Source organism: Rickettsia sp. (assembly GCF_965035265.1).
The window spans coordinates 1-5167 of the sequence record NZ_CBCDJS010000086.1; the positions used below are offsets into that span (position 1 = coordinate 1).

The window sequence follows — 5167 nt, forward strand, 5'->3', positions numbered from 1 at the left end:
TGATGCAAATGAAGGTAATTTAAATGTACCGGCAGCAAATATTGAATTTGCACATGCAGATGCCACATTAGTATTACAAAATAGTTCAAATGCAAATGACCGTACAATCACATTAGGCGCAAATATAAATCCTAATAATCCCGATGAAGGTATAGTAATCTTAAATTCTGTAAACGCAGGGAAAAAATTAACGATAGCCGGAGGGGTTACACTTGGTGGACCTAATAAGTTACAAGCTATAGTTTTCCAAGGAGCAGGAGATTTTGATACAACAGGTATTATTTTTAATACAACAGATATAGAGCTTAATACCGCCGGTGCTATAAAGCTTGGAGCTACTCCGGCTAATGTAACATTACTTAATGATGCAGTTCAATTAACTCAAACCGGCAACATTGGAGGTTTCCTAGATTTTAAAGGGAAAAATGCTACGGTAACATTAAATGATAAAGTAAATATTACCGGTGCTGTACAAAATACCGGTGGTAATAATAACGGCACACTAATAGCTTTAGGTGCAAGTAAGCTTGGTAGTGTTAACGGCATCGCAATGTTAAAAGTAGGTGCTGGAGCTGTATCTATCGGCGGAGCAGGCGGCGAGATTAAGATAGGTGAAATCCAAGGTAACGGTACAGCACTTTTAACATTACCTGCGAACTTTAAATTAACCGGTGCAATTAATGCTACAGGCGGTCAGGCTCTAAAGCTGAACTTTACGAATGGTGGTAGTGTTAGCGGTATAGTCGGTAAAGTCGGTAATGAGGTCGGTGATATCACCACGGCAGGTACTACAAGTTTTGCAAGTAGCGTTAATGCAAAAGGTACTGCGACATTTGGCGGTACTACAAGTTTTGCTGATACATTTACTAATACAGGTGCTGTTACTTTAGCTAAAGATTCTATCAATAATTTTGCTAAAGATGTAACGGCTACAAGCTTTGTAGCTAACGGTGCTGCTATGAATTTCGGTAATAGCCTAGCCTTTAACAGTGATATAACAGGTAGTGGTACTACACTTACTTTAGGTGCAAATCAAGTAGCATATACGGGTACTGGTAGCTTTACCGATACATTAACCTTAAATACTACTTTTGACGGAGCAGCTAAGTCAGGCGGTAATATCTTAATTAAATCAGGTAGTACTCTTGATTTATCAAGGGCTTCAACTTTAGCACTTGTTGTTACTGCTACTAATTTAGACATTAATAATATAAGTCCAGATACAAAATATACGGTAATATCTGCAGAAACAGCAGGCGGTTTAAAGCCTACCCCTGAAGAGAATGTTAAAATAACCGTTAATAATGACAACCGTTTTGTTAAATTTACTTTTGATGCATCGACTTTAACTTTATTTGCAGAGGATGTAGCTAAAGAAGTGATAGAAAAAGAGTTTACAGGGGTTACTCAAACATCGCTTGAGTTAATGGAAAATGCTCCAAACGGTTCAGATGCACGTCAGGCTCTTGCTAACTTCGGTGATATGACAAATTCACAGATAGTAGACGCCGTAGGTCATCTGATACAAGACGTTGTAAAACCTAGTGAAGTTGTCGCTGCATCCAGCCAAGCAATATCCGGTAATATTTTAAGTAATTTAACTTCTATCAATGCTAGGGTGGATAAAGTACAAGCCGAAAATAAAGGACCTGTTTCTTCCGGTGATGAGGATATGGATGCTAAGTTTGGTGCATGGATAAATCCATTTGTCGGTAATGCAACGCAGAAGAAAATCCAAAATATCAGCGGTTATAAATCTGACACAACCGGCGGTACTTTAGGTTTTGACGCATTAATTAACGATGATGCAGTATTAGGACTTGCATATACTAGAGCAGAAACTGACGTAAAGCTGAAAGACGCTAAGAGCGGCGATAAGAATAAGGTACGTAGTAATATCTTCTCTTTATACGGTTTATATAACTTACCTCAGTCTAATTTCTTTGTTGAAGGTGTTGCCTCTTATGGTGATAGCAAAGTAACAAGTAAATCAAGACGTGTTATTTCAACGGGACTAGAGACTATCGGCTATCAAACAGCAAGCGGTAGGTATAAATCTGAAAATTATACAGGGCAGTTAATGGCAGGTTATACTTATGCCTTACCTGAAACAGTTAGTGCTATGCCATTGGTAGTAACACCGATGGCAGGAATTAGATACTCTGACATCAAAGATAAGGGGTATAAAGAAACCGGTACTACTTACCAAAATCTTCTAGTCAAAGGAAAGAATTATAATACTTTCGACGGTTTATTAGGTGGTAAAGTATCAAGCAATATCAATGTGGGTGAAGTGGTGTTAACACCTGCACTTTATGCAATGGTTGATTATGCGTTCAAAAACAAAGCTCCGGCAATTGATGCAAGATTACAAGGTATGACTGCTCCATTCCCGACCAACAGCTTTAAGCCAAAGAAAACAAGCTTTGATGTTGGTGTTGGTGTTACTGCTAAGCACAAAATGATGGAATACGGCATTAACTACGATACCAATATCGGAAGTAAGTATTTCGCTCAGCAAGGTAGTGTAAAAGTTCGTGTAAACTTCTAATGAGCTTGGCATTGCGAGGAGCGAAGCGACGCGGCAATCTCGTCAAACATCCTGAGGTTGCCACTTCAAGGCTTTGCCTTTCCTCGCAATGACGAAAAGCCGAATCACGCAAGAATGACATCGAACGTCTATAAAAATAATATAAAAGCCTATATAGTTTGACTATATAGGCTTTTTTGCTTTATAATGGAGTCTTGAGAAATGGTTTAAATGTCATTCCCGCGTAGGCGGGAATCTAGGGTAAAGCGAGATAACCTAAGCTTTTAAAAAGCTTTAAAGTACTGGATTCCCGCCTACGCGGGAATGACATAGGTCTCATGTCTTTCTAGCTAAGAATGACATATGGTCACTTAAAGAATTTAAATAAAAAATTATGTTAGATAATATTAGAAAAACTGCCGATAGTTTTATAATGCGGGTTTTATTCGCAATGATTGCTTTTGCTTTTGTCGGCTTTGGTATTAAAGATGTATTAAACGGAAGAAGAGGCGGCGATATTGTTACTTTTTCTCATGTGAAAAATATATCCCAGGAAGATTTTTTGCGAGCAAAATCTTTAGAAATTAATGCTATAAGTAAGCAAACGGGAACAAGTTTAACCGATGAAGAAATTACGCAGTTAAATATTGATAACCGAATCCTTAAAAGACTTGTTTACGATAATGTTTTAGATTATTTAGTTAGTTACTATGATTTAGATCTAAGTGATGATACAGTTAAAATTTTAGTTAAAGAATCACCGGTTTTTAAAAATGAGCAAGGCGTTTTCGATATAAAAATTTTTAAAACTTATTTTAGAAATTCTTATATGGATGAAGAAAAATATTTATTAAACTTCAAAGAAAAAGCTTTGAAGCATATCTTTGTTAGTACTTTTGTAGAAAGCTTCTATGTTCCTAAAGCTATGACTGACAATATAGTAGATTATATGGCTGAAAAAAGAGAAGTAGAGTTAGTACAAATAGATTTGCAAAATAAGCCAAAAGATTTTAAAATTCCTACTCCTCTAGATCAGCAATTAAAGGATTTTTACCAAGATAATAAAACCTCGTTTGAAGTACCTGAGAAACGCAGCTTTTCTTATATTAAAGCTAATATTAAGGATCTAAAGACTGTAGTTACTCAAGATGAGTTATTAGAATTTTATAATGAAAATAAAGACGAGTTTGGGAATCAAAGTTTTGAATCGGTACAAAAACAATTACATGATTTATTAAAGGCTCAAAAAATCGATATACTTAATATGGAATTTGCTAAAAAGCTGGAAGATGACGTTGCAGCCGGTTCTAGCTTAGTTGAAATTGCTGAAAAATATAAGCTACCGATACAAAACGTTAACTATGTCAGTTATGCAGAGCTTATTGAAGATAAAATAATTGCCGAAAATGCCGATAGTATTTTTGAGCTTTCGGAAAGAGAGTTATCTTATCCTATAGAGGCGGAAGATAAAAGCTATCTTATATTGGTAGAATTAAAATCGATTCAGCCAGCAAAAATACCTGAATTTGATGCTATTAAAGAGCAGGTAAATAAAGTTTGGGTAAAGCAGAATATCGCAGATATAAACTTAAAAATTATTAAGGATTTAGCAAAGGAATATAATTCAGATCAAGAAAATGTAAAAGAGCTTAAGGGGTCTGGAATAAAAATAAGCAAGAGAAGCTATATTAGAGCGGAAATGGAAAATGAGTTAACATTAATTCCTGAGATGTTATTATCAATTTTTAATACTAAAATAGGGAGTGATACTCCTGTATTTCAGGTAGGTAATGAAGTATATTTTGCACATATTAAATCTAGAAGTATCGATGAATTAACGGCTAAAAATATTCATGTAAATTCAGAAAAAAATATAATATATAACATTAAAAATTCTATAATTGACGAGCTAATTAACTACACAATTATTCAGAATGATATACAGGTAAAGGCTAATTTTAGTAAGTAGGGAACTGGTCACCCCGCACCGTCATTGCGAGCAGCCGTAGGCTGCGTGGCAATCTCGTCAAATATCCTGAGATTGCTTCGTCGACGCCTATGGCGTCTTCTCGCAATGACGATAAAATAAGCCACACATTACAAACAAAAAAATAGAACTATGAGCTTTAAAGATTTACCAGAATTTTTAAGATTTTTAGAAAAAAACGGTGAGTTAAAGCGTATTTCTACCCCAGTTAAAACTGATCTAGAAATTACGGAGATTAGTAGAAGAGTATTGGCACAAGGTGGACCTGCATTACTTTTTGAAAATGTTATAAAAGCCGATGGTAGTAAGTCCGATATACCTGTTCTAACTAATCTTTATGCTAGTATAAAGCGTATTTGCATAGGGCTTAAGCTTCAGAATGTTGAGGAATTAAGAGAGCTTGGTGTTTTACTCGCATTTCTTAAGCAACCGCAACCCCCAGCATCTTTTAAAGAAACATTATCAATGTTACCGCTTGCTAAGCGTATCTTTGCTATGTCCCCTAAAATCGTATCCAAAGCCGCTTGTCATGAAATCGTCATTGACAAGCCGAATATCAATATATTGCCGATTCAAAGATGTTGGCCGGATGATATTTCGCCTTTAATTACTTGGGGGATAGTAGTTACTAAAGGTCCAACAAAAGATAA

At 35.7% G+C, this 5167-nt stretch carries 3 protein-coding genes; all 3 read left to right on the top strand.

All coding sequences use genetic code 11. From position 1 onward, the window contains the following. Nucleotides 1-2551: autotransporter outer membrane beta-barrel domain-containing protein (locus AC1Z7D_RS05765; protein ID WP_482602774.1), on the top strand; the 2551-nt coding region annotated here is incomplete at its 5' end. A gap of 373 nt (nt 2552-2924) precedes the next feature. Further along, nucleotides 2925-4499, top strand: a complete 1575-nt coding sequence (locus AC1Z7D_RS05770) for a SurA N-terminal domain-containing protein (protein WP_482602776.1) — start codon at nt 2925-2927, stop codon at nt 4497-4499. A gap of 150 nt (nt 4500-4649) precedes the next feature. Further along, a partial coding sequence (locus AC1Z7D_RS05775) for a UbiD family decarboxylase domain-containing protein (RefSeq protein ID WP_482602778.1) occupies nt 4650-5167 on the top strand: 518 nt, incomplete at its 3' end.

What these genes read in the sequence shown, in the direction of transcription:
- AC1Z7D_RS05770 (WP_482602776.1), top strand. Translation starts at nt 2,925, where the DNA reads ATGTTAGATAATATTAGAAAAACTGCCGATAGTTTTATAATGCGGGTT.